Origin of the sequence: Bradyrhizobium nivariense (assembly GCF_029846695.2) — a bacterium.
Taxonomy (GTDB): domain Bacteria; phylum Pseudomonadota; class Alphaproteobacteria; order Rhizobiales; family Xanthobacteraceae; genus Bradyrhizobium.
Genome location: NZ_JARWCR020000012.1, coordinates 56649 through 78921, shown reverse-complemented (window position 1 = coordinate 78921; position 22273 = coordinate 56649). Strand labels below are relative to the sequence as shown.

The following is a 22273-nucleotide window of genomic DNA, read 5'->3' as shown; positions in this document are numbered from 1 at the left end:
CATGGCCGCTCGCACCAGCCGCGTGCTGCATCGTTCGTTGCGCGAAACGCCGCCCAAGGCGATCGGCGGCGAAGGCGTCTATCTCTTGGCCGAGGACGGACGCCGCGTGATCGACGCATCCGGCGGCGCGGCGGTCTCGTGCCTGGGCCACCAGCATCCGCGCGTGATCGCGGCGATGGCGAAGCAAGCCTCGACGCTGGCCTATGCCCACACCGCCTTCTTCTCGTCCGAGCCGGCGGAGGCGCTTGCCGAGACGCTGGTCGGCCACGAGCCCGGCGGCCTCGCCTACGCCTATTTCGTCAGCGGCGGATCGGAGGCGATCGAGGCCAGCATCAAGCTCGCGCGGCAATATTTCATCGAGCGCGGCGAGCCGCAGCGACAGCATTTCATCGCGCGGCGCCAGAGCTATCACGGCAACACGCTCGGCGCGCTGGCCGCGGGCGGCAATGCCTGGCGACGTGCGCCTTATGCGCCGTTGCTGTCCGGCGCTTTCAGCCATGTGACGCCGGCCTTCGCCTATCACGAGAAGCACCACGCCGAGTCGGATGCGCAGTTCGTGGCGCGGCTCGCCGCCGAGATCGAAGCCGAGTTTCAGCGGCTTGGCCCTGATACCGTCGCGGCGTTCCTCGCCGAGCCCGTCGTCGGCGCCACCTCCGGTGCCGTGACGGCGCCGGAAGGTTATTTCAGGGCGGTGCGCGAGATTTGCGACCGGCACGGCGCGCTGCTCATCCTCGACGAGGTCATGTGCGGCATGGGCCGCACCGGCACGACCCACGCGTGGGAGCAGGAAGGCGTCGCGCCCGACATCCAGGCCATCGCGAAAGGTCTCGGCGGCGGTTATCAGCCGATCGGCGCGATGCTCGCAAGCGGAAAGATCATCGACACGATTCGCGCCGGCTCTGGCGCATTCCAGCACGGTCACACCTATCTGGCGCATCCCCTCGCCTGCGCCGCTGCGCTGGCGGTGCAGGACGTGATCCGCGAGGACGGCCTGCTCGACCGAGTCAAGGAGCGCGGCAGGCAGCTCGAGCAGCGGCTGACCGAGCGCTTCGGCAATCACCGCCATGTCGGCGACATCAGGGGCCGTGGCCTGTTCTGGGCCATAGAGCTCGTCACCGATCGCCCCAGCCGCACCTCGTTCGATCCCGCGCTGAAGCTGAACCAGAAGATCAAGGCGGAGGCGTTTGCCAACGGCCTCGGCTGCTATCCCGGCGGCGGCACCGTGGATGGTGTCCGTGGCGACCACGTGCTGCTGGCGCCGCCCTATATCGCTTCGGCTGACGAGATCGACCTGATCGTCGACAAGCTCGGCACGGCCGTCGACAATGTGTTGCGTAGTGTCAATCACTGAGGGGAGAGTCACATGATGAGGAAAGTGGTTATCGCAGCGAGTGTCCTCGCGGCATCGACGGTTGTTGCGTCGGCGGCAACGCTCGACACGGTGAAGAGCCGCGGCACGCTGATATGCGGCGTCAGCGCCGGCTTTGCCGGCTTCTCCGCGCCGGATTCGCAAGGCAATTACAAGGGTCTCGACGTCGACTATTGCCGCGCGCTCGCCGCCGGCGTGCTCGGCGATGCCAGCAAGGTGCGTTACGTCTCGCTGACCGCGCAGAACCGCTTCACCGCGCTCCAGTCCGGCGAGATTGACGTGCTCTACCGCAACTCGACGCAGACCTATCTGCGCGGCGTCACGCTGGGCCTGCGGCAAGGCCCGATCAACTTCTACGATGGTCAGGGCTTTGTCGTGAAGAAGGACCTCGGCGTGAAGGAGATCAAGGATCTCAAGGGCGCCACCGTCTGCGTCGCGCAGGGCACCACGCATGAGGTCACGCTCGGCGATTACGGCCGCGCCAACGGCATCGACTGGAAGCCGCTGGTGTTCGACCGCGTCGACACCATGTACCAGACTTTCTTCGGCGGCCGTTGCGATGCCATGACCCAGGACGCCTCCGCGCTCGCAGGCGCCGTGACGACCGCGGCGCCGAATCCGGCCGATTACGTCGTGCTGCCGCAGACCATCAGCAAGGAGCCGCTCGGCCCCTTCACCCGCAACGGCGACGAGGTCTGGAGCGACATCATCACCTGGCTGCATTACGGCCTGATCGAGGCCGAAGAGCTCGGCGTCACGCAAGCCAATGCCGACGAGATGGCGAAGTCGCAGACACCCGCGATCCAGCGCCTGCTCGGTGCCTCCGGCGATCTCGGCTCGCGGCTTGGGCTCGACAACAAATGGCTGACCACGGCGATCAAGGCCACCGGCAATTACGGCGAGATCTACGAGCGCAATGTCGGCAAGGCGAGCCCGCTCAAGCTCGAGCGCGGCCTCAACGGCCTCTGGAGCAAGGGCGGCTTGATGTACGCCGTGCCGTTCAAGTAAGCGGTGCCGTTCAAGTAAAGAGCCCCTCACCCCAATCCCTCTCCCCGTAAGAACGGGGCGAGGGAGAAGAGACACCCATGCGCATCGCCCTGATCCACGCCCTCAAGCACTCCATCGCACCGATCGAGGCAGCGTTCGCGAAGGCGTGGCCAGAGGCGCGGCTGATGAACCTGCTCGACGACAGCCTGTCGGCAGATCTGGCGGGTGACGGCAAGCTCAACGATGCCATGACCGAGCGCTTTATTGCGCTCGGCGACTACGCCGCGGCGACGGGAGCGAACGCGATCCTGTTCACTTGCTCCGCCTTCGGTCCCTGCATCGAGGCGGTTGCGCGCGCGCATGCGCCGATGCCGGTGCTCAAGCCGAACGAAGCCATGATCGAACGGGCGGTGACGATGGGCCAGCGCATCGGCCTGCTCTCGACCTTCCCGCCGACGCTGGCCTCGATGCCGCCGGAATTTCCGGCCTCCGTTAAAATCGTGCCGAAACTTGCCGAAGGCGCGCTGGCCGCGCTCGACCGCGACGACCGCGCTACGCATGACCGGCTGATCGTGGAAGCCTCACGTGATTTGCGCGATTGCGACGTCGTCGCGCTCGCGCAGTTCAGCATCGCGGCGACGGCGCCTCTCGTGGCGGAGGCTACCGGCCGCCCTGTCGTGACCACGCCTGACAGCGCCGTCGAAAAGCTGATGAAGCTGTTGGCGGCGAAGGCTTAAGCGCCAGCCTTTTTCCGGCGCCGCGCGCCCTTGATCGCCGCCGCAAGCGCGGCCTTCGTTTCGCTGACAAAATCCTCCACCAGCTCCTCGCGCGTGGCATGCGCCGCCTCACCGGTAAACAGGCCCTGCTCGGCCAGCATCACCACGCCGTGCAGCGCCGCCCAGATCTTGAGCGCGTGCCGCTCGCGCAGATAACCGACCGCAGGTGCTTCCAGAGCTTCCATCACAAGCGCAAATATCTCGTGCGTGGCCGCGTGCAACTCGCTGCCCTTGGACGCGCAGGACACAGTGCGCGAAGCGAACATCAAGCGGTAGATGCCGTTGCGGTGCAGACCGAAATCGAGCGTCGCCCGCGCCAGCCGCGATAGTTTCGACTGTTTCGACGACTTCGCCATCGCTGCCCGCAAGATCGCGCTGAGCTGCCGGAACGCCTCCGCCGTCACTGCCGCAAGCAGCGCCTCGCGGTCGGCAAAATGACGGTAGGGCGCCGGCTGCGAGACGCCCAGCTGCTTTGCAAGCGCCTTGATGCTGATCGCCTCGGTCCCACCCTGCTCCGCCTCGCGCAGCGCAGCCTTGATCAAGGCGTCGCGGAGATCGCCATGGTGGTAGGTGTTCTCAGGCTTGCGGGCAACTTGTGAACGCATGTTGCGCGGAGCCTATAAGTTTGCGCTTGACAGGGGAAGCCTGCCGCGAATGTAATAGCCTATAACTTGAATAAAAACTCGGATGGGGAACGCGCGCCGCCTTCGGGTCCGAGCGCACACGACCGAGGAGGCCGCCATGACAGAGCGACTGAGGGTTCACGTCGATCCCGACAAATGCCAGGGCCACGCGCGCTGCAAGGCGCTGGCGCCGGAGCTGTTCGAGCTGGACGAATACGGCAACGCCCACGAAGCCGGCGACGGCACCGTCCCGCCCGGCCTCGAAGACAAGGCCTGGCTTGCCAAATCCAATTGTCCGGAAATCGCAATCGACGTGATCGAGGAGTAGCGCAACCGCTGCCGCCCGCGTGCCTTCCGCGAACACGAGCCCCAAGGGATTCCCTGATATGTCCGACGTCAGCCCGCCTGTCGCCCATCCGCCCGTCACCGACTGGGTCAACGATTTCGATCACACCGATCCGCAATGGACGGAAGATCCCTTCCCGATCTGGGATCAGTTGCGCGCCGCAGGCCCGGTCGTGCACACCGAACGTTTTCTCGGCTGTTACATGCCGACGACCTATGACGCCGTACGCGAGATCGCCAACGACAGCGAGCATTTCTCCTCGCGTCGCATTATCGTCCGCGACGTCCGGCCGGAAATCACCAGCAGGAACGCGGCCCCGCCGATCACCTCCGATCCGCCCGTGCACAAGCCGGCCAAGCAACTGCTGCTGCCGCCGTTCACGCCGGACGCGATGAAGAAGCTCGAGCCGCGGGTGCGCGCCATTTGCAACGAGCTGATCGACGATTTCATCGCCGAGGGCCAAGTGGACGCGGCAGCGTGCTACACCAAGCACATCCCGGTGCGAGCGATCGCCCACATGCTCGGCATTCCCGAAAGTGACAGCGACCTCTTCGTCAAATGGATCCACATGATCCTGGAGCTCGGCATCAAGGACGAGACCATGCTGCTCCAGGCCGTGCACGAGATGAGCGCCTATTTCAGCGGCCATATCGAGACGCGCAAGAACAAGCCGACTGACGACCTGATCTCCTACTTGATGAACGCCAGGGACAAGGAAGGCAATCCGCTCGAGGATACGCATGTGCTGGGCTCGCTGCGGCTGCTGCTGATCGCCGGGATCGACACAACCTGGAGCGCGATCGGCTCGTCGCTCTGGCATCTCGCCAGGACGCCGGCCGACCGCGAGCGGCTGATCGCCGAGCCCGGGCTGATCCCGACCGCCGTGGAGGAACTGCTACGCGCCTATTCACCGGTGACGATGGCACGCGAGGTGGTCGGGGAGACCGTGATCTCGGGCTGCCCGGTGAAGCCGGGCAACATGGTGCTGTTGTCCTTCCCGGCCGCCAACCGCGACCCGAAGATGTTTCCGGACGCCGACAAGGTCGTGATCGACCGGCGCGAGAACCGCCACGCCGCCTTCGGCCTCGGCATCCACCGCTGCGTCGGTTCCAATCTGGCGCGGATGGAAATGCAGGTTGCGCTGGAGGAATGGCTGAAGCGGATTCCGGACTTCGCCCTCGATCCGGCAGGCACGGTGACCTGGTCACAGGGAACCGTCAGAGGCCCCCGCCAGTTGCCATTTCTGCTCGGAAAGGCGATGTAGGCCTCCCAAAACCAGCGGAGCGAGAGGCCGGACGTGACAGAGCAAGCAATCAAACCGGCCTCCGAGCATTTTGATGTCGCCGACGCCCAGCGGCGGATCAAGGCGATCTTCATCGGCTCGATCGGCAACCTCGTCGAATGGTATGATTTCTACGCCTATACGGCGTTCGCGCTCTATTTCGCTCCTGCCTTCTTTCCCGGCAGCGATCCCGTCGTGCAGCAATTGAACGTCGCCGTCGTGTTCGCGGCGACCTTCCTGATGCGCCCGCTGGGCGGCTGGCTGTTCGGCTATATCGCCGATCATTACGGGCGGCGAATCTCGCTGACGCTGTCGGTCGTCTTCATGTGCTTCGGCTCGCTGATCATCGCGTTGACGCCGACCTACGCCACGATCGGCTTAGCCGCGCCGGTGATCCTGGCGCTCGCCCGCATGATCGAGGGCCTGAGCCTCGGCGGCGAGTACGGCGCCAGCGCGACCTATCTCAGCGAGGTCGCCGATCCCAAGCATCGCGGGTTCTATTCCAGCTTTCAGTACGTCACGCTGATCGGCGGCCAGCTCACCGCAATCATCGTGCTGCTGCTCCTGCAAAAGGTCTTCCTCACGCCGGAGGAACTGAGGGCCTGGGGCTGGCGCATCCCGTTTGCGATCGGGGCCATGCTCGCGATCTTCGCTGCGGTGATGCGGCGCGGCCTGCACGAGACTGAGGCCTTCGAGGAAGCCAGGAAGGTGGTCAAGCCGACCGGCTCGATCACGAACCTGCTGAAATATCCGCGGGAGCTGTTGCTGGTGGTCGGCCTGACCGCTGGCGGCACCGCGGCCTTCTACACCTTCACCACCTACATGCAGACCTTCGTCAAGCTTTCGGTCGGACTGACCGAGGACCAGACCACTTTCGTGATCTTCGGCACGCTGATTTTCGCGACCATCCTGCAGCCGATCTATGGCGCCATCTCCGACAGGATCGGCCGCAAGCCGCTGCTGATCTTCTTCGGCATCGCCGGCACGCTCGCAACCGTGCCGCTCCTGATGACGCTGAAGGAGACCAAGTCGCCCTTCATCGCGTTCATCCTGATCTGCGCTGCCTGGCTGTTCGTCGCCGGTTACACCTCGATCAACGCCGTGGTGAAGGCCGAGCTGTTCCCGACCAATGTCCGTGCCCTCGGTGTCGGCCTGCCCTATGCGATCACGGTCTCGATCTTCGGCGGCACGGCGCCGGCGATCGCGCTCTATTTCAAGAGCATCGGGCATGAGGAGTGGTTCTACTACTATCTCGCCGGCGTCATCTGCCTGTCGCTCATCATCTATTCCACCATGCGCGACACCAAGCACGCCTCCGCGATGCATCGCCACGAGTAGCTCATGGTCGAGAACAACGAGCCGCCGGACAGCAAGCTGACGCGCACCAAGGAGAAATGGGCGCGCGAAGGCCGTTTCCTGACGGGCCGGATCACGCGTCCTGAAGACCAGCGGCTGCCGCCCGGCCAGCACCTCACCAAGGATTGGCCGGTGCTCGATCTCGGGGTCGTGCCGCCGGTTTCGCGCGAGCGCTGGCGGCTCGATGTCTATGGTGCGGTCGAGACCCCCGTGTTCTGGACCTTTGCCGAGTTCATCGCGCAGAAGCAGGCGCAGTTCACCTCAGACATCCACTGCGTCACGACCTGGTCGCGCTACGACAACCAGTGGGAAGGTCTCGCGACCCGCGAGCTGCTCGCTGCCTGCCAGCCGCGCGAGGATGCGCGCTTCGTGGTGCTGCATTCCCATGACGGCTACACCACAAACCTCGCGCTGGAAGATTTTGCCGCCGAGGACGCCCTGCTGGCCCATAGCTGGTCGGGCCAGCCGCTGTCGGACGAGCATGGCGGCCCGGTGCGGCTGGTCGTGCCGCATCTGTATTTCTGGAAGAGCGCCAAATGGCTCCAGGCCATCGAATTCCTGACCGAGGATGCGCCGGGCTTCTGGGAAGCCCGCGGCTACCATAACCGCGGCGATCCCTGGGCCGAGCAGCGCTATTCGGGCGATTAGGTTCAAGCAAGGACGGGGGGAGCCCATGCCGACGGAACGCTTTCAATTCACCGGCGAAGGCGGCCATCAACTTTCGGCCGCGCTGGAGCTACCCGACGGCGAGCCCGCGGCCTTCGCGCTGTTCGCGCATTGCTTCACCTGCGGCAAGGACACGCTGGCCGCCAAGCGGATCTCGGTTGCGCTCGCCGCCAAGGGCATCGCGGTGCTGCGCTTCGACTTCACCGGGCTCGGCTCCAGCGAGGGGGATTTCGCCAATTCGACGTTCTCCTCCAACGTCGCCGATCTCGTGCGCGCGGCCGATCATCTGCGCGCCGCACGCAAGGCACCGTCGATCCTGATCGGTCACAGCCTCGGTGGCGCCGCGATCCTCGCGGCAGCCGGACAAATCCCGGAAGCCAGGGCGGTTGCGACCATCGCGGCACCATCCGATCCCGCCCACGTCACCGGTCTGTTCAAAGAACATATCGACGATATCCGTACACAAGGTGAGGTCGAAGTCTCGCTCGCGGGGCGCCCGTTCCGGATCAAGCGCGAATTCCTCGACGACATCGCCGAGCACGAGCTGATGAAGGACGTCACCGGCCTGCACAAGGCGCTGTTGTTCATGCATTCTCCGGTCGACGATACCGTCGGCATCGACAACGCGACGAAGCTCTTCGTCTCGGCCAGGCATCCCAAGAGCTTCGTCTCGCTCGATCATGCCGATCATCTCCTGACCAAGCCGGCCGACGCCCTCTACGCAGCCGACGTGATCGCCGCCTGGGCGAGCCGGTACATCGACACAGCCAAACCCGCGAAGGCGATGGATCTCCCCGAGGCGCCGCGCCAGGTCGTGGTGCAGGAGACCCGCAAGAGCAAGTTCAACCAGATCATTGCGGTCGGCCCGCACCATCTGGTGGCGGACGAGCCGGTCGCGGCCGGAGGCGAGGATGCGGGCCCGGGCCCCTATGATTTCCTGCTCGCCGGTTTAGGTGCCTGCACCTCCATGACCATGCGCCTCTATGCCGACCGCAAGTCGCTGCCGCTCGATCGTGTCACCGTCACGCTGAAACATTCCAAGATCTACGCAAAAGACTGCGCGGAGTGCGAGACGCGCGATGGCATGCTCGACCAGATCGAGCGCGACATCGCGATGGACGGCGCGCTCGATCCCGAGCAGCGCAAGAAACTGATGGAGATCGCTGACAAGTGCCCGGTGCACCGAACGCTGACCTCGGAAATCCGCATCGTGACGAAGGCCGTGGACTAAAGCGCGATGAGATGAGGATGAATCATCATCGCGCTTTAGGTTGTTGTTTGAGCATGATCTTTTCGGAAAACCGCTTCGCACTTTTCCGGATCATGCTTTAGCGCGCTCGCGCTAGAAGCACGACGCCATCGTCCGCACCGCCGCGGTGATCTCGCTTTCGCGCCAGGCCGCGAAGCCGAGCAGCAGACCGTGATCGCAGGGACGGCCGAGCGCAAGGCTGGACAAAGCCCGCGTTTCAACCCCTGCGGCGACCAGCCGTTTGACCGCTGCCTGATCGGCGCGACCGCGCTTGAGGCGGGCGACGAGCTGGATGCCGCCCGGAGGCGCTTCGACCGAGAGAACCTCGCCGAGATGACGCTCCAGTCCCTCGACGAGGTGATCGCGGCGGGCGTGATAGATCCGGCGCATCCGGCGCAGATGCGCCAGGAAATGCCCGTCGGCAATGAACTCGGCCAGCGCTTCCTGGATGTGGCTCGCGGCGATCAGCCCGATGTGCCGCTGCGCGATCTCCAAGGTGTTGACCAGTGCCGGCGGCACGACGAGATAGCCGATCCGGATGTCCGAGGTCATCGCCTTCGAGAACGTGCCGACATAGAACACGCGGCCATGGGCATCGAGCCCCTGCAGGGCCGGCACCGGCCGGCTGTCATAGTGGAATTCGCCGTCGTAATCGTCCTCCACGATCCAGGTCTTGCCGGGCCTGCTCAGGCCAAGAAATTCCGTGCGGCGCGAGAGCGACATCAGACGGCCGGTCGGGTGCTGGTGCGATGGCGTCATGAAGATCAATTTTGGGGCCGTCAGCCCCGGAATTCGCTGCATGCCCTGCTCGTCCAACCTCATCCCGATCACGCGCGCACCGGACGCGTGGAAGGCCGCCGCGGCGCCGGGATAGCCGGGATCCTCCACCCAGACGTCGTCGCCGGGCGTGATGACGGCAGCCGCAATCAAGGTCAGCGCAGCCTGTGCGCTCGGCAGAATCAGGATCTGATCCGCCGTCGCGCGCACGCCCCTGCTGGTCGCGAGATAATGCGCCAGCGCCTCGCGCAGGCGCGTCCGGTTGACCGGTCCGAGCTCGCGCCTGGCCGCGCGCACAGCGCTGCGGCGCAGGCAGCGCGCCCAGACCTCGTTCGGAAACTCCCTGAAATCGCCGTGTCCGGGACGCAAGGGTCTCAGTCGCGCCTGATAAGACATCGGCCAGTCGGTCTGCGTGAGGCTCGAAGCCCAGGGTGAAAGCCGCGGCTTGCCAGGGCGCAGGCGAGATACGACGGCGCCCGCCTCTTCGACGCGCTCGCCGCCGTCGACCGTGACCATCGGACGGCGGCCATGCGAGGCCTCGAGATATCCCTCGGCGGCGAGTTGCTCGAACGCATAGGTGACGGTGTTGCGCGATACGCCGAGATCACTCGCAAGCCGGCGGCTCGACGGCAGCGTGCGGCCTTTGCCGAGACGGCCGGTCGCGATCAAGCTTCGGAGCTGGCTCGTCAGTTGAGCCACCAGCCCCTCCTCGTCGGCGCGCTTCAGGTCGATCAGGGCGGAGACCATGCTTTCCGGAACTGGCACCTTATTCCTTTCCGATCTGGCACTTTTTCAGGTGCCAATCGAAATGCTATCCGCCGGACTGGACTGCTTCAAGGATTTTGCGATGAACTCCCTCTCACCTCGCGCGGCTGTCGGCCTGTTCCTCATCGTCGTGCTGGCCTGGGGCGTGAACTGGTCGGTGACGAAGCAACTGGTCCAGTTCCTTCCGCCACTGTGGACTTCAGCGATCCGGAGCTGGATCGCGCTGGCTGGATTGTTCGTGATCCTCGGACTGAGCAACAATCTGGTGATCCCGGAGCGGCGCGACATTCCTGTGGTCCTGAGCGTCGCGCTGCTGCACATGACGGTGTTCTCGGTCCTGGTTGCGGCCGGTGTGCGCTTCCTGCCCGCGAGCAAGGCCATCGTGCTCGGCTACACCACGCCACTCTGGGTCGCGATCGCCGCGCCTCTGCTCGGGAAAGATACGCTGACCGCGCCAAAACTCGCCGGCGCCCTGCTCGGGCTGGTCGGCCTTGCCGTGATCCTGAACCCGGAATCCATCGACTGGACCAACACCAACGTCGTGCTCGGCGCCGGCATGGTCATCCTGGCCGCGATCTCCTGGGCTGCGAACATCATCTATATCCGCGCGCATCGCTGGATCGCGTCCCCGCTCCAGTTGCTGATCTGGCAGGTGCTTGTGGCGACCATCGTGCTGACAGGATCGGCGGTAGTCACGGATGGTCTGCCGCACGCAGAATGGTCGTGGAAGCTTGTCCTGCTGTTCCTGTATTCCGGCTTGATCGGGACAGTGCTGGCCTATTGGGCAATGTCGATGGTCAACAAGAGCATCTCGGCCCTGACGACCTCGCTCGGCACCACTGGGACGCCACTCGTCGGTATTGCCAGTGCGGCGATCCTGCTGGGTGAGCCGATCGACATGAGCCTTGCCATCGCGGCCGGATTGATCGTCGCCGGCATCGGCCTCGCGACGTTGGGCGACCGGCTGCTACGCAGTCAGGCCACCGCGAGCGGCTGAACGCGCAGTGCCCCGCGCAGGCCCGCCGTCGTGCCGAGCAGGATGCCGGCGACAGCAACGAACGAGCCCAGCGCGAGGGTCGAGACGCCGGTGAGCCCCTGCCCGATCGAACAGCCGAACGCCATCACGCCGCCGATGCCCATCAGCGCGGCGCCACCCGCGGATCGCAGCATGTGGCGTGGCGAGGAATAGCCTTCGAGATGGAAACGGCCCGTGGCAAGCGCGGTGACCAGACTGCCAGCGAAGACGCCGGCAACTGTCGCAATGCCGAAATTCAGCGTCAGGCCGGTCGAGAGCATGGCGTATTGTAGACTGTCCGCGATCGGCGCGACGAAGGTGAGCGAGGTCACCGGGACTGGGTTGAAGTCATCGGCGCCGAGATAGCCGGTGACGAACCAGCCAGCGGCGACGAGAAGACCGACGATGACACCGGCTGCGATCTGGCCGGGCGAACGCCGGAACGCCGGCAGTGCGAAGGCAAACAGGATCAGCGCAACGACGATGACAGCAGCAGCCAGCGCGCGCGAAACCGCTTCAGCAGGACCGAAAGTCGCCAACAGTGACGGCAGCGAATTGGCGTTGACCGTGGTTTGGGAGGCCTGGACCAGCGCGATGCGCGCCGGCGCGACCAGGCCCTTGAGCGTCATCTGCGCGGCGATGGCGAGCACGACCACCACGACGAAGGAGCGGAGATTGCCGCGACCGAGCAGCACCAGGGCGCGCGAACCGCAGCCGTTCGACAGCACCATGCCGTAGCCGAACAGAAGTCCGCCGAGGAACAGCACTGGCGCCGAAAAGGACTGTTGCAGGTAGATCGACTTACCGAGATCGACCATGCCGCTGCCGGCGAGGAACTGGCTTGCCGCGATCGCAACCGCGATCGCCAGCGCATAGGTCCGTACCAGCCGCCCGTCCCCTTCCGCCAGCCAGCCGCGCATGCTGCTCATCAGGCAGAAGCCGCTGAGCAACCCGGCGGCGCCGTAAACGAGGCCAATGACGAGGCCGGCCAGGATGACGAGTTGGGTGGACGACTCCATGATCAAGGTTTCAGGATCACGCGATCCCGCGACGAGCCGGCAACGGCGGCATAGGCCTCCTTTGCGCGCTCCAACGGATAGACGGCGTTCGCCTTGATCGGGAACGGTTTCAGGTGCCCGCTCGCAAAGCCTGGGCCGAGGTCGCGCAGCACAGCACCTGTCGCGGCCGACGACAGACCGAGCGTGTCGATGCCGACATAGGTGTGTTGCCCGCGGTAGAATTCGAGGATGTTGAACTGCACGATGCGGTCGATCGCGGCGATCAGAATCTGGCGACCGCGAAGTGCGAGCGACTTGTGCGCCGCCTGGAAATAGGGATCGCCGACCGTGTTGAAGACGATGTCGGCGCCTTTGCCATCGGTCAATTCGCGCACCCGCGTGGCGACGTCGATCGCGGAAGCGTCGATCACCTCGATGGACGCGTTGGTATGGCCCTCATAGGCTTCCGCCTTGCGCACCACGCCGATGACGCGCGCGCCCTGCCAGGTCGCGATCTGCACCGCCGCTTGACCGACCTTGCCGTTGACGCCGAACACCAACACCGTTTCGCCGGGCCTTGGAATGCCGGCGCGGCGAAAGCCCTCCATGGCGGTGACGAAGGGCACGCCGATGCCGGCGGCCCCCTCCCAAGACACGGACTTCGGCTTGTCTACCACCGCGTTAGATTCAACGACGAGATGGCTGGCGTGGGTGCCGTCGCGGCGGATGCCGAGATCGCCGGAGGAGCCGAACACTTCGCGGCCGATCGTACCGGCCGGCCCGTCGATCACCACGCCGGCGTAATCGCGACCCGGCGTGCGCGGGAAGACGGCATAGGGCATCAGCCCGGTCGCGGCCTTGACGTCGGACGGATTGACGGCGGCGGCCTTGATCTCGATCAGGAGATCATCCGGACCACGCGTGAGCGCATGACGCTCGACGCCAAGTACAAGCGCGGCGGCGTTCTCAGCCTTGGCATTGAGGCGCACGCAGCGCGCTTCGACAGCTTTGGTATCGGCTGGTGACATCGAACGACCCACGACCTCTCGCGGGCCTTGTCGCCTTTGGGGGCGGTCGAGTCAATCCTTCGGCCGCTTGTCGTAGAGGCGCTTGGCCTTGCCAAGCGAGCGTTCCAGCGTAGCGGGGGCGACCGCTTGCACCTTGGCGGTGATGCCGATGGTGTTCTTGATGTGGGTCGATATCCGGCTCGCATGGTCGAGGAGACCCCGGCCGTCCCAACTCTCCGGCCGCGCCTCGGCAATGATGGTCAACTCGTCCATACGTCCTTCGCGGGTCAGTTCCAGAATGAAATGCCCGCCGCACCAGTCGGTGGCGAGCAGAATCTCCTCGATCTGGGTCGGGAACAGATTGACGCCGCGCAGGATGATCATGTCGTCGGAACGACCCGTGACCTTCTCCATCCGCCGCATGCCCGGCCGCGCCGTACCCGGCAGGAGACGCGTCAGGTCGCGGGTGCGATAGCGGATCACCGGAAATGCTTCTTTGGTGAGCGAGGTAAAGACCAGTTCGCCCTTCTCCCCGTCGGGCAGCACAGCGCCGGACTCGGGATCGATAATTTCAGGGTAGAAATGATCCTCCCAGATGTGCAGGCCGTCCTTGGACTCGATACATTCCTGCGCCACGCCGGGTCCGATCACCTCGGAGAGACCGTAGATGTCGGTCGCGTCCATGTCGAAAGCGGCCTCGATCTCGCCGCGCATCGCATTGGTCCAGGGCTCGGCGCCGAAGATGCCGATCTTGAGCGAACATTGACGCGGATCGAGCTTCTGGCGCTTGAACTCGTCGAGGATCGCCAGCATGTAGCTCGGCGTCACCGTGATGATGTCGGGCCGGAAATCGTTGATGAGCTGCACCTGCCGCTCGGTCATGCCGCCGGAGATCGGCACCACGGTGCAGCCGAGTTTTTCGGCGCCGTAGTGCACACCGAGCCCTCCAGTGAAGAGACCATAGCCATAGGCATTGTGGATGATCATCCCGGTTCGGCCGCCGGCGGCGCGGATCGAGCGCGCCATCACGTCCGACCAGGTGTCGATGTCGCGTTGCGTATAGCCCACCACGATCGGCTTGCCAGTCGTGCCGGAGGACGCATGCACGCGCACCAGCTTTTCACGGGGCACGGCAAACATGTTGAAGGGATAGTTGTCGCGAAGGTCCGTCTTCACCGTGAACGGAAATTTCGCGAGATCTGGGAGCTCGCGAAAGTCCGACGGGTGCACACCGGCCGTATCGAAGGCGTTGCGATAATGCGCGACGTTGTCGTAGGCGTGCTTCAGCGACCAGGCCAACCGCTGCGTCTGGAGCGCCTTGATCTCGTCACGTGACGCGCGCTCATGCGCGTCCATTTCGGCGCGATAGGTGTTGCCACCTTCCTTGAGCTTCGTCAGAGCCATCCTCGTTTCCCCACATGGTTTGTTCTTTTCTTTATTGATCTTGCGCCGGCAGCCACGTGCCGGGAATGACCCGCGAATGTCCGCGGAATTCGGCGATGACGGTATCGCCGGCGGTGATGCGCACGTCATAGATGCCGGAGCGGCCGCCGCGCGTAACCTCGCGCGCTTTTGCGACGAGACGGTCGCCGAGCTTGCCCGGCTTGATGAAGGTGATCTGGCCCTGCGCCGCGACGACGCGGTCGTTGTGCGAATTGCAGGCGAAGGCGAAGGCGGAATCGGCGAGCGTGAAGATGAAGCCGCCATGAGCGATGCGCTGGCCGTTGACCATGTCCGGCCGCACATTCATCGCCAGCGACGCAAAGCCGGGGCCGATCTCGACGATCTCCATGCCGAGGCCTTTGGAGGCCTCGTCCTCCGCCCACATCGCATCGGCGCAGGCGCGGGCAACATCCTCAGGCGACCGGATTTTGACGTTCACGCGCTTCTCCCGGCCCATTGTTTGCACATGATGTTCCGCTGGTTGGTCCAAGCTGTCAAACGTGGTCGTAATCGACCACGACCCGCTCCGACGATGGCTTCGCCTGGCAGGTCAGGACAAAGCCGGCCTTCAGCTCCCAGGGTTCCAGCGAGTAGTTGATGTCCATCGGCGCCTCGCCCTCGACCAGTTTGGCACGGCAGGTCGAGCACATGCCGCCCTTGCAGGCGAAGGGCAGATCGACGCCGGCGCGCAGCGCGGCATCGAGGATCGCCTCGTCCGCGGCGACCGGCACGTCGCGGCGCTTGCCGTCGATGATCAGCGACGCCATCGCTTTCGGCGGCGCGTCAGGCGCAACGATCTTCTTCGGCCGCGGCTTGCCGCCGAACTCGGAGACAAAGCGCTCGACGTGGATACGCTCTTCCGCGATGCCGAGCCCCCGGCAGGTCGCCTCGATCTCTTCGCTCATGCCCAGAGGTCCGCAGATGAAGATGTGATCGATGCTCGCGGCCGGCACCAGAGAGCGCAGCAGCACCCTCACCTTGTCGCCGTCGAGTCGGCCGTGCAGGATCGGAATGTCCTGTTCCTCGCCGGAGATGACGTGGAAGATCGAGAAGCGATCGATGAAGCGATCCTTAAGCTCTTCAAGCGCCTCGATGAACATGATGTTGTCGGTCGCGCGATTGCCGTAGAACAGGAAGAAGTGGCTGTCCGGCTCGCGCGCAAGCGTGCCCTTGACGATCGACAGGATCGGCGTGATGCCGGAGCCCGCGGCAAAGCCGACATTGATGCGGCCGGCGCCGGCCGGCGGGACCACGCCGAAGCGTCCGGTGGGCGTCATCACGTCCAGCTCGTCGCCACACTTCAAATCGTCCGCCGCCCAGCTCGAGAACGCGCCACCATCAACCTTCTTGACGGCGATGCGTATCTCGCCGTCGTCGGGGCCGGAACAGATCGAATAGGAGCGGCGCACCTCCTCGCCATCCAGCATGGTGCGGAGCGTGAGGTATTGGCCCGGCGTGAAGGCGTAGTCGGTCGCAAGCTCCGTCGGGATGGCAAATGTCAGCGATACGGCGTCGGACGCCTCGCGGCGGAGGTCGTTGACGGCCAGGCGATGGAAGCGCGGTGCGGCTGCTGACATGGTCAATGACACTTGAAATAATCAAAGGGTTCGCGGCAGGTCCTGCAGCGCCAGAGCGCCTTGCAGGAGGTCGAGCCGAATTCGGACAGCAGCTCGGTATCCGCCGAGCTGCATTGCGGGCACGCAACGGCCTGCTCGCCGAACAGCGCCCGGCGTGAATTCGAGGCTTGCGGCGGCGCGATGCCGTAGGCGTGAAGCTTCCGGCGGCCCTCCTCGCTCATCCAGTCGGTGGTCCAGGCCGGCGACAACACAGTGCGGACCTTTGGACGGCAGAATCCGGCGCGCTCCAGCGCGACCTCGATTTCCAGTGCGATCATGTTCATCGCCGGGCAACCCGAATAGGTCGGGGTGATCGCGACCTCGACGTGATCGCCGTCGAGAACGACATCGCGGAGCACACCGAGATCGGCGATGGTCAAAACCGGAATTTCGGGATCAACCACACTCGCTGCGGCGTCCCAGGCGCGTTGGCGCAGTTCGCTATGGCGCTCCAGCACCGTCACCATGTCTGCCCCGGGAAAGTGCGCTGCATCGACTGCAGCTCGGACAGAAGATGGCCAAGATGCTCGCTGTGCCGCCCGGAACGACCGCCCTGCTGCATCCATCCGGTCTGCGGCAGCTCAAGCGTGGCCTCACTGATGACACCCGAGAGCGTCGTCAGCCAGCGACCGCGCAAGCTCCCGGGATCGATGGCGATATCGGCATGGATCAGGGCGCGTTCGCCTTCATCGACGGCAAACATCTCACCGGTAAAAGCCCAGAGATGATCGATCGCGGCCTGCGCGCGGGCATGGCTCTCATCCGTGCCGTCGCCCAGCCGGATGATCCACTCCGAGGCATGGCGAAGGTGATAGGCGCTCTCCTTCTCCGACTTGGCGGCAATGGCTGCAAGCGCCGCGTCGCGCGAAGTCATCATCGCACGCCAGTAGAGGTCCGCGAAGGCGGAATAGAAGAACTGCCGCACCAGCGTCTGGGCAAAATCGCCATTGGGCTGTTCGACCAGCAGCAAATTGCGGTACTGCCTGACGTCGCGCAGATACGCGAACCTGTCCTCGTCGTTGTCCTTGCCTTCGACCTTGGCGGCGTAAGAATAGAGTTCGCGGGCCTGGCCGAGGAGGTCGAGCGCGATATTGGAGAGCGCCATGTCCTCTTCCAGCATCGGCGCATGTCCGCACCATTCCGACAGCCTGTGCCCGAGGATCAGCGCGTCGTCGGCGCGGCGCAATGCGTAAAGCACCAGCGGCGTCTCCGAGACCTGGATGTTCGCCACGGGCATCACATGTGCCCCACTTCGTCGGGCACCTCGTAGAACGTCGGATGCCGGTAGATCTTCGATTCCGCCGGCTCGAACATCATGCCCTTCTCGGCGGGGTCGCTTGCGGTGATCGCGGTCGACGGCACCACCCAGATCGAAAGACCCTCGCCGCGGCGGGTATAGATGTCGCGGGCGGCCTGCAAGGCCATCGTGGCGTCGCTCGCATGCAGCGAGCCGACATGCTTGTGCGCGAGCCCGTTGCGGCTGCGAATGAAGACTTCCCACAGCGGCGTGTTCGGCGTGGCCATCGCGATCTCCTTATTCTGCCGCTTGCGCAATCCGACGCTGCGCGCGCTTTGCGGCATAGGCCGCGGCCGCCTCGCGCACCCAGGCGCCCTCGTCGTGCGCCTTGCGGCGCGCGGCAAGCCGATCGCGGTTGCACGGGCCATTGCCGGCGAGCACCTGCTTGAACTCGGTCCAGTCAATCTCGCTGTAACGCCAGTGCCCGTCCGCATCCTGAATCATGCCGGGATCGGGAATGCTGAGGCCGAGATATTGCGCCTGCGGCACGGTGGCATCGACGAATTTCTGGCGCAGCTCGTCATTGGAGAAGCGCTTGATCTTCCATTTCGTCGAGGTGTCGCTGTGCTGGCTGGTGGCATCGGGCGGGCCGAACATCATCAGCACCGGCCACCACCACCTGTTCAAGGCGTCCTGCGCCATCGCCTTCTGCTCGTCCGAGCCGCGGCACAGCGTCAGCATGATCTCATAGCCCTGGCGCTGGTGGAACGACTCCTCCTTGCAGACGCGGATCATCGCGCGCGCGTAGGGACCGTAGGAGCAGCGACACAGCGGGATCTGGTTCATGATCGCGGCGCCGTCGACCAGCCAGCCGACGGTGCCGATGTCGGCCCAGGTCAGCGTCGGATAGTTGAAGATCGAGGAATATTTTGCCTTGCCCGCAAGCATGGCATCGACCAGCTCTTCGCGCGAAGTACCGAGCGTCTCGGCGGCTGCATAGAGATAGAGCCCGTGGCCACACTCGTCCTGCACCTTGGCGAGCAGCGCGGCCTTGCGGCGCAAGGACGGCGCGCGCGTGATCCAATTGCCTTCGGGCAGCATGCCGACGATTTCGGAATGAGCGTGCTGGGAGATCTGGCGGGTGAGAGTCTTGCGATAGGCCGCCGGCATCCAGTCGTTTGGCTCGATGCGCTCCTCGGCATCGATGCGCGTCTGGAACTGCGCAGCCTTGGCCGCGTCCTCAAGACCGCGATCATCGGTCTCGGCCGTGTTCAGCGCCTGGGTGTACATGCGCGTCCTCCCGTTTATTGGGAGGCAATATATAACAGAAATTATCTCATGCAAGATATTTCTGTAACATAAAGATCAGGCCTCGAATCTCCTTTCCAGGAGTTTTCGCGCCGGCGGCAATGGCCCTTTTTCATTGGTTCCATGGCCATCAAGCCATTGTTCCGATGGAGCAAGCAGCGCGCGATAGATGTCGCCGCACAGCGCGCGGGCGGCCCTGCCCGGCCAGTCCGCCGGAAGCAGGCTTTCGGGCAGCAGCGGATCGCGCAGCACGACGCGGCGGTAATAGTGGATCAGGAGGATGCGCGCGGCAAACGCGTCGACCTCGGACAGCTCCCTGCCGCGCGCGATCGCGGCGCGCAGCGGCTCGAACGTCTTCATGAACTTCAGATAAGCATCCGCGGTGCGGTCCAGCGGCCAGCTCGCACTGAGCAGCCGGCGGCCACTGTCGTCCTCGGCCGAGACTTCAAGACGGATGGCGCCCGCGGCCTCGTCCGGCACGGGCACGCCTGACGGCGCGACCCACACGCCCGGCAGCGGGCTGCCGAAGCCGGCATTGCGGAGCGCCTCGCGCGAGGCGTCGCGATCCTCGCCATTGCCGATCAGAAGCAGCTCGAAGCGCCCGGTCCAGTCGGACGGCGGCGGATCGTAGATATGACGTGTCGCGGCCTCGAATATCTGGCGGCCTTTGTCGGCCAAGCGGTAAAAACTGTTGCGGCCGACCTTTTCGCGCGTCAGCCAGCCATCGGCGGCAAGCCGCGACATCGCGGTACGCACCACGCCGCTGTCGATGTCCAGGCTCTCGAAGAATTCCAGCAGTGTGCCGAGCCATACCGAGCCACCACGCGGCACGATGGCATCGCCGAACACGGTGATGACGATGGAGCCGGTGCGCGACGGCTCGCGCTTGAGCTGATCGGTGATGCGGGACAACGGATGCGCCATGCGCGAGGCATAGCGCGTTTGGTGCGGGCGCGACAATGGACGGGTGCGACAATGGAAGCGAGAGCCGGGCTCGATCCTTCGAGATGGCGTTTCGCGCCTCCTCAGGACGAGGTCTAATCGCCTTCGCGCGGCTTCGCCTGCTCTCAACCTTCATGGTGAGGAGCGCGGCAAAGCCGCGCGTCTCGAACCATGCAGGCCCGCTTACCGATGCGGATCGGGATAGACCACGCTGCGCCAGCCGCTGCGGTCGAAGGGCCGCCACTGGCCGTCCTTCTGCGCGAGGCGGTCGGCGACGGCATAGACCGCAGCCGGGTGATGGCCCATGCCGCAATGGCTGCTCTCGATTTCGATGCTCTCGGTCTGCGCGCCCGTCTTCTCCATGCAGCCCTGCCAGGCGCAGACGCCGTCGGTGCGGCTGAAGATCGCCGTGGTCGGCACCGGCGGCGCAACGGCGAGATCGCCGCCGAACTGCGGATCGACCTCGTCGGACTTCCGACCGCTCGCCCATTCGTAGACGCGCCAGGCATTGGTCGAATGGGGATCGCCGGCAAAGGGGCTGCCGAGCGTGATCACCTGGCGCACGCGGTCGGGCATCATCTTGGCGAGTTGGCGCGCATAGAGACCGCCGAGGCTCCAGCCGACCAGGCTGATCTTGCGGCCGTGCGTGTCACTGAGCTCCTCAACCAGATCTACCATCGCATGCTGCACGCCCTCGCGCAGGCCGTAATTGCGGCCCTGGCGCCAGCCGCTCACCGCATAGCCCTTGCCCGACAGAAACGTGCGCAACGCGCGCGTGGATGCATCGGAGGCCACGAGGCCCGGCAGAACCAGCACCGGATGCCCATCGCCGCGCGGCGCGAGACTGAGCAGAGGCAGCGCGCCGAGGAATGCGCCGAACTCGTGGATCGCTCGCCCTTCCAGGAACATCAGTGTACGGGACGGCGGACTCAGCGTCTGGGCAGTAGCGGTCATCAATGGTCCCCCTGGGAAGAATTGCTGAAAAGGCCGCCGGTTGCGTGCCGGCAAATGGGTATGGGATTCCAACACGCCGGCTTCTTGATCGTTCCGCAGCGCAACATGAATCAGCTAGGCAGCGGGTTCCCGACATTCAAGCGGGAGACACACCGGGCCACAATAGGCCCGCGCGTTAATGCTGACGTCCGTGACGCAAAAGTCACAACAATCGAAGCAGGAATTCTACGGAGTAAAGCGCAAGGCCTGCGAGGCCGCCGATCAGCGAGCCGTTGAAGCGGATGTATTGCAGGTCGCGGCCAATGTTGATTTCGATCAGCGAAATCAGCTGCGCCATGTCCCACGACTTGACCTGGTCGGAGATGAAGGTCGACACGCCGCTCTTCTGGTCTGCGACGAAACTGCGCAGCACCGCGACCAGGCCCTTGTTGATCTCGCCGCGCAGCTCGGCATCGCCGGCGAGCGCTTCGCCTGCCGCGACACACATGCCGGCGAGATGATGCTGCAGCACCTGCGTCTCGCCGCTTGCACTACGCTCGATGAAGGACCGCGTGTTGGCCCAGACGGTGCGGGCGAGATCGGCGAGCTCGGGACGCGCGAGCAGATCGCGCTTCAAGCCGTCGATGCGGTCGATATAGGCCTGGTCGGTGCCGAGCCGATCGACGAAGGTCAGCACCATGCGGTCGAACTCGCCGCGGAACGGGTGCTTGGGATCGGCGCGCACCTCATCGAAGAAGGCGGTGGCGGAGGCCACGATCTTGTTCACCAGAAACTTGTCGGCGCGATAGAGCCTGAGCAAGGTCGGCAATTCCGCGCGCACCTTCTCGCGAATCATTGCCATCGTGTCTTTCTGATTCAGCGTCTCGTGAATCACGCGCAGGAGATCATCGAACAGTATCTGGTGCCGCCCTTCCGCGACGAAACCGCGCAACGTGCCGGCCGCGAGCGGCGCCAAGTCGATGGCCTGGAGCTGCGAGGACATGCGGCGGATGATGAAGGTCATCAGACCGGAGCTCTCGGTCGCGGAGACGGCCTCCGGCAGCAGGCGCAGCGCAAAGCGCGCGAGGTCGTCGCTGCGCTTGCGATCGCGCAGCCAGTCGGCGACGAAAGAGCCGAAATCGATCTCCTTCAGCTTGGCCTCAACGGGACCAACCTCGAGGAAATGCACCTGGATGAATTCGCCGAGCTTGTCGGCGATACGGGCCTGGTTGCTCTGGATGATCGCGGTGTGCGGGATCGGCAAACCAAGCGGCCGCCTGAACAGCGCCACCACCGCGTACCAGTCGGCGAGCCCGCCGATGGTCGCGGCTTCCGCGAAGGCCGCGATGAATCCGAACACGGGATGCACGGGCAGCAGCCATTTCGCGACGACGAACAGGACAAGCGTCGAGCCCAGCACCAGCGTCGCCAGCGCTTTGACGCGACGAAGTTCGGCCGCGCGTTCGGCGTCGCCTGGGGAATCGAAGGAGAAGGTGGCGGGTGGAGTCATGACTGAATCACCCTACTCGTCATCGCGAGCGAAGCGAAGCAATCCAGAATCCCTCCGCGGAAAGACTC

At 64.8% G+C, this 22273-nt stretch carries 23 protein-coding genes; 9 read left to right on the top strand and 14 right to left on the bottom strand.

The annotated features are described in order from the left end of the window. Position 1 precedes the first annotated feature (1 nt). From QCM77_RS12580 to QCM77_RS12570, 3 genes are all read left to right on the top strand, one after another. Entirely contained in the window at positions 2 to 1351 is a 1350-nt protein-coding gene (locus QCM77_RS12580; protein ID WP_279665484.1) for an aspartate aminotransferase family protein, read from the top strand. A gap of 12 nt (positions 1352 to 1363) precedes the next feature. Next, positions 1364 to 2377 carry an amino acid ABC transporter substrate-binding protein gene (locus tag QCM77_RS12575; RefSeq protein ID WP_279665482.1) on the top strand — a complete coding sequence of 338 codons (1014 nt, stop codon included), beginning with the start codon at positions 1364 to 1366 and terminating at the stop codon, positions 2375 to 2377. Positions 2378 to 2454: 77 nt separating this feature from the next. Next, the gene (locus QCM77_RS12570; protein WP_279665479.1) at positions 2455 to 3093 is read left to right on the top strand and encodes an aspartate/glutamate racemase family protein; all 639 of its coding nucleotides are present in this window, start codon (positions 2455 to 2457) and stop codon (positions 3091 to 3093) included. Here QCM77_RS12570 and QCM77_RS12565 read toward each other — a convergent pair. Beyond that, positions 3090 to 3737 (bottom strand): TetR/AcrR family transcriptional regulator, encoded by a 648-nt coding sequence (locus QCM77_RS12565; RefSeq protein WP_279665476.1) that lies wholly within the window; start codon positions 3735 to 3737, stop codon positions 3090 to 3092. The genes QCM77_RS12570 and QCM77_RS12565 overlap by 4 nt on opposite strands. Before the next feature lie 136 nt (positions 3738 to 3873). On the opposite strand from QCM77_RS12565, the gene QCM77_RS12560 reads away from it, so the two are divergent. From QCM77_RS12560 to QCM77_RS12540, 5 genes are read left to right on the top strand one after another with little or no spacing between them, the layout of a single operon-like run. Further along, positions 3874 to 4083: a ferredoxin gene (locus tag QCM77_RS12560; protein ID WP_007607931.1), complete on the top strand. Its 210-nt coding sequence runs from the start codon at positions 3874 to 3876 to the stop codon at positions 4081 to 4083. 58 nt (positions 4084 to 4141) lie between these two features. Then, complete coding sequence (locus tag QCM77_RS12555) at positions 4142 to 5365, top strand: cytochrome P450 (protein ID WP_279665462.1); 1224 nt, start codon at positions 4142 to 4144, stop codon at positions 5363 to 5365. Between the two features lie 33 nt (positions 5366 to 5398). Then, positions 5399 to 6721 carry an MFS transporter gene (locus QCM77_RS12550; RefSeq protein ID WP_279665461.1) on the top strand — a complete coding sequence of 441 codons (1323 nt, stop codon included), beginning with the start codon at positions 5399 to 5401 and terminating at the stop codon, positions 6719 to 6721. Positions 6722 to 6724: 3 nt separating this feature from the next. Continuing rightward, the gene (locus QCM77_RS12545; protein WP_279665460.1) at positions 6725 to 7387 is read left to right on the top strand and encodes a sulfite oxidase-like oxidoreductase; all 663 of its coding nucleotides are present in this window, start codon (positions 6725 to 6727) and stop codon (positions 7385 to 7387) included. A gap of 25 nt (positions 7388 to 7412) precedes the next feature. Next, positions 7413 to 8636 (top strand): bifunctional alpha/beta hydrolase/OsmC family protein, encoded by a 1224-nt coding sequence (locus tag QCM77_RS12540; RefSeq protein ID WP_279665458.1) that lies wholly within the window; start codon positions 7413 to 7415, stop codon positions 8634 to 8636. 111 nt (positions 8637 to 8747) lie between these two features. Here QCM77_RS12540 and pdxR read toward each other — a convergent pair whose 3' ends face one another. After that, positions 8748 to 10178 carry a MocR-like pyridoxine biosynthesis transcription factor PdxR gene (gene pdxR, locus QCM77_RS12535; RefSeq protein WP_279665545.1) on the bottom strand — a complete coding sequence of 477 codons (1431 nt, stop codon included), beginning with the start codon at positions 10176 to 10178 and terminating at the stop codon, positions 8748 to 8750. A gap of 100 nt (positions 10179 to 10278) precedes the next feature. On the opposite strand from pdxR, the gene QCM77_RS12530 reads away from it, so the two are divergent. Then, a complete protein-coding gene (locus QCM77_RS12530) occupies positions 10279 to 11193 on the top strand; it encodes a DMT family transporter (RefSeq protein ID WP_279683839.1) in 915 nt (304 codons plus the stop codon). On the opposite strand, the gene QCM77_RS12525 is transcribed toward QCM77_RS12530, so the two are convergent. The 12 genes from QCM77_RS12525 to QCM77_RS12470 form a co-directional block, all read right to left on the bottom strand. After that, the gene (locus QCM77_RS12525) at positions 11172 to 12230 is read right to left on the bottom strand and encodes a YeeE/YedE family protein (RefSeq protein ID WP_279665454.1); all 1059 of its coding nucleotides are present in this window, start codon (positions 12228 to 12230) and stop codon (positions 11172 to 11174) included. The genes QCM77_RS12530 and QCM77_RS12525 overlap by 22 nt on opposite strands. Before the next feature lie 2 nt (positions 12231 to 12232). Further along, complete coding sequence (locus QCM77_RS12520) at positions 12233 to 13237, bottom strand: quinone oxidoreductase family protein (RefSeq protein ID WP_279665452.1); 1005 nt, start codon at positions 13235 to 13237, stop codon at positions 12233 to 12235. Positions 13238 to 13288: 51 nt separating this feature from the next. Further along, positions 13289 to 14620 (bottom strand): phenylacetate--CoA ligase PaaK, encoded by a 1332-nt coding sequence (paaK, locus tag QCM77_RS12515; protein WP_279665451.1) that lies wholly within the window; start codon positions 14618 to 14620, stop codon positions 13289 to 13291. Between the two features lie 31 nt (positions 14621 to 14651). Beyond that, positions 14652 to 15098: a hydroxyphenylacetyl-CoA thioesterase PaaI gene (paaI, locus tag QCM77_RS12510; RefSeq protein WP_279683837.1), complete on the bottom strand. Its 447-nt coding sequence runs from the start codon at positions 15096 to 15098 to the stop codon at positions 14652 to 14654. Positions 15099 to 15153: 55 nt separating this feature from the next. After that, positions 15154 to 16236: a 1,2-phenylacetyl-CoA epoxidase subunit PaaE gene (gene paaE / locus QCM77_RS12505; protein WP_279665448.1), complete on the bottom strand. Its 1083-nt coding sequence runs from the start codon at positions 16234 to 16236 to the stop codon at positions 15154 to 15156. Between the two features lie 2 nt (positions 16237 to 16238). After that, on the bottom strand, positions 16239 to 16742 hold the full coding sequence (paaD, locus tag QCM77_RS12500) for a 1,2-phenylacetyl-CoA epoxidase subunit PaaD (protein WP_279683836.1): 504 nt from the start codon (positions 16740 to 16742) through the stop codon (positions 16239 to 16241). Continuing rightward, a complete protein-coding gene (gene paaC, locus QCM77_RS12495; RefSeq protein ID WP_279665444.1) occupies positions 16736 to 17512 on the bottom strand; it encodes a 1,2-phenylacetyl-CoA epoxidase subunit PaaC in 777 nt (258 codons plus the stop codon). The genes paaD and paaC overlap by 7 nt, the downstream gene beginning before the upstream one ends. Then, positions 17512 to 17799, bottom strand: coding sequence for a 1,2-phenylacetyl-CoA epoxidase subunit PaaB (gene paaB, locus QCM77_RS12490; protein ID WP_080136639.1), 288 nt, complete (start codon positions 17797 to 17799; stop codon positions 17512 to 17514). The genes paaC and paaB overlap by 1 nt, the downstream gene beginning before the upstream one ends. Before the next feature lie 10 nt (positions 17800 to 17809). Further along, positions 17810 to 18802, bottom strand: coding sequence for a 1,2-phenylacetyl-CoA epoxidase subunit PaaA (gene paaA, locus QCM77_RS12485; RefSeq protein WP_279665436.1), 993 nt, complete (start codon positions 18800 to 18802; stop codon positions 17810 to 17812). 75 nt (positions 18803 to 18877) lie between these two features. Beyond that, positions 18878 to 19744 carry a phenylacetic acid degradation operon negative regulatory protein PaaX gene (gene paaX / locus QCM77_RS12480; RefSeq protein ID WP_279665433.1) on the bottom strand — a complete coding sequence of 289 codons (867 nt, stop codon included), beginning with the start codon at positions 19742 to 19744 and terminating at the stop codon, positions 18878 to 18880. Positions 19745 to 19945: 201 nt separating this feature from the next. Further along, positions 19946 to 20716, bottom strand: a complete 771-nt coding sequence (locus QCM77_RS12475; RefSeq protein WP_279665430.1) for an esterase/lipase family protein — start codon at positions 20714 to 20716, stop codon at positions 19946 to 19948. Positions 20717 to 20918: 202 nt separating this feature from the next. Continuing rightward, the gene (locus QCM77_RS12470) at positions 20919 to 22205 is read right to left on the bottom strand and encodes a DUF445 domain-containing protein (protein WP_279665428.1); all 1287 of its coding nucleotides are present in this window, start codon (positions 22203 to 22205) and stop codon (positions 20919 to 20921) included. Positions 22206 to 22273 lie beyond the last annotated feature (68 nt).

Bases quoted from the DNA above. Each gene is read 5' to 3' on its own strand.
- QCM77_RS12580 (WP_279665484.1), top strand. From the start codon at position 2: ATGGCCGCTCGCACCAGCCGCGTGCTGCATCGTTCGTTGCGCGAAACG.
- QCM77_RS12575 (WP_279665482.1), top strand. From the start codon at position 1,364: ATGATGAGGAAAGTGGTTATCGCAGCGAGTGTCCTCGCGGCATCGACG.
- QCM77_RS12570 (WP_279665479.1), top strand. From the start codon at position 2,455: ATGCGCATCGCCCTGATCCACGCCCTCAAGCACTCCATCGCACCGATC.
- QCM77_RS12565 (WP_279665476.1), bottom strand. From the start codon at position 3,737: ATGCGTTCACAAGTTGCCCGCAAGCCTGAGAACACCTACCACCATGGC.
- QCM77_RS12560 (WP_007607931.1), top strand. From the start codon at position 3,874: ATGACAGAGCGACTGAGGGTTCACGTCGATCCCGACAAATGCCAGGGC.
- QCM77_RS12555 (WP_279665462.1), top strand. From the start codon at position 4,142: ATGTCCGACGTCAGCCCGCCTGTCGCCCATCCGCCCGTCACCGACTGG.
- QCM77_RS12545 (WP_279665460.1), top strand. From the start codon at position 6,725: ATGGTCGAGAACAACGAGCCGCCGGACAGCAAGCTGACGCGCACCAAG.
- QCM77_RS12540 (WP_279665458.1), top strand. From the start codon at position 7,413: ATGCCGACGGAACGCTTTCAATTCACCGGCGAAGGCGGCCATCAACTT.
- pdxR (WP_279665545.1), bottom strand. From the start codon at position 10,178: ATGGTCTCCGCCCTGATCGACCTGAAGCGCGCCGACGAGGAGGGGCTG.
- QCM77_RS12530 (WP_279683839.1), top strand. From the start codon at position 10,279: ATGAACTCCCTCTCACCTCGCGCGGCTGTCGGCCTGTTCCTCATCGTC.
- QCM77_RS12525 (WP_279665454.1), bottom strand. From the start codon at position 12,230: ATGGAGTCGTCCACCCAACTCGTCATCCTGGCCGGCCTCGTCATTGGC.
- QCM77_RS12520 (WP_279665452.1), bottom strand. From the start codon at position 13,237: ATGTCACCAGCCGATACCAAAGCTGTCGAAGCGCGCTGCGTGCGCCTC.
- paaK (WP_279665451.1), bottom strand. From the start codon at position 14,620: ATGGCTCTGACGAAGCTCAAGGAAGGTGGCAACACCTATCGCGCCGAA.
- paaE (WP_279665448.1), bottom strand. From the start codon at position 16,236: ATGTCAGCAGCCGCACCGCGCTTCCATCGCCTGGCCGTCAACGACCTC.
- paaD (WP_279683836.1), bottom strand. From the start codon at position 16,742: ATGGTGACGGTGCTGGAGCGCCATAGCGAACTGCGCCAACGCGCCTGG.
- paaC (WP_279665444.1), bottom strand. From the start codon at position 17,512: ATGCCCGTGGCGAACATCCAGGTCTCGGAGACGCCGCTGGTGCTTTAC.
- paaB (WP_080136639.1), bottom strand. From the start codon at position 17,799: ATGGCCACGCCGAACACGCCGCTGTGGGAAGTCTTCATTCGCAGCCGC.
- paaA (WP_279665436.1), bottom strand. From the start codon at position 18,802: ATGTACACCCAGGCGCTGAACACGGCCGAGACCGATGATCGCGGTCTT.
- paaX (WP_279665433.1), bottom strand. From the start codon at position 19,744: ATGGCGCATCCGTTGTCCCGCATCACCGATCAGCTCAAGCGCGAGCCG.
- QCM77_RS12475 (WP_279665430.1), bottom strand. From the start codon at position 20,716: ATGACCGCTACTGCCCAGACGCTGAGTCCGCCGTCCCGTACACTGATG.
- QCM77_RS12470 (WP_279665428.1), bottom strand. From the start codon at position 22,205: ATGACTCCACCCGCCACCTTCTCCTTCGATTCCCCAGGCGACGCCGAA.